Consider the following 691-nt stretch of genomic DNA (forward strand, 5'->3'; position numbering starts at 1 on the left):
ATGAGTGGCAGTCGTTCCTGAAATCACACGGCCTGGAGGGCAGCATGAGCCGTCGCGGTAACTGCCATGATAATGCGGTTGCAGAAAGCTTTTTCCAGTTGTTGAAACGCGAACGGATAAAGAAAAAGATCTACGGAACGCGGGAAGAAGCCCGCAGCGATATTTTTGATTACATCGAAATGTTTTATAACAGTAAGCGTCGGCATGGTTCCAGCGATCAGATGTCACCGACAGAATATGAAAACCAGTATTATCAACGGCTCGGAAGTGTCTAGATTATCCGTGGCGATTCAGAGTATGTTTCATCAACCAACCTCGAAATCATAAGCCTAACACTGCTATATTATAGCAGTGTTGCCTCTGTATGTAGTTACATCATACTTATAGTCTCTGTAACTTATTGAATGTGCAAGCATTAAAAATGAGGTCTGATTATGGGGTTATTCAGCTTAGTGTTAGAAGTCTTAATGTTAATTGGTCTGCTCGGTGCCGCTGCTTGCACCGTTCTAGAGACTTTGAAACCTGAGTGTAGTGATTTATTAACTGAGAGATGTACTGCATTAGGTCATTCAACTTCGATGATGTTATTAGTATGTCTGATATTAGTAATCGGTGCGATTATATTGCATATATATCGAAAATCATTTTCTTCTAAAAAATAAAGGTGGTGACTTTGAATAAGAATTACTAT

The 691-nt window shown here is 39.9% G+C and carries 1 protein-coding gene; it reads left to right on the plus strand.

Annotated elements, in window-relative coordinates; all coding sequences use genetic code 11:
* The coding region (locus DB30_RS41030) for an IS3 family transposase (protein ID WP_146663003.1) at nucleotides 1-275 on the plus strand (275 nt) is incomplete at its 5' end.
* Nucleotides 276-691 lie beyond the last annotated feature (416 nt).

Origin of the sequence: Enhygromyxa salina (assembly GCF_000737335.2) — a bacterium.
GTDB classification, from domain to species: domain Bacteria; phylum Myxococcota_A; class Polyangia; order Nannocystales; family Nannocystaceae; genus Plesiocystis; species Plesiocystis salina_C.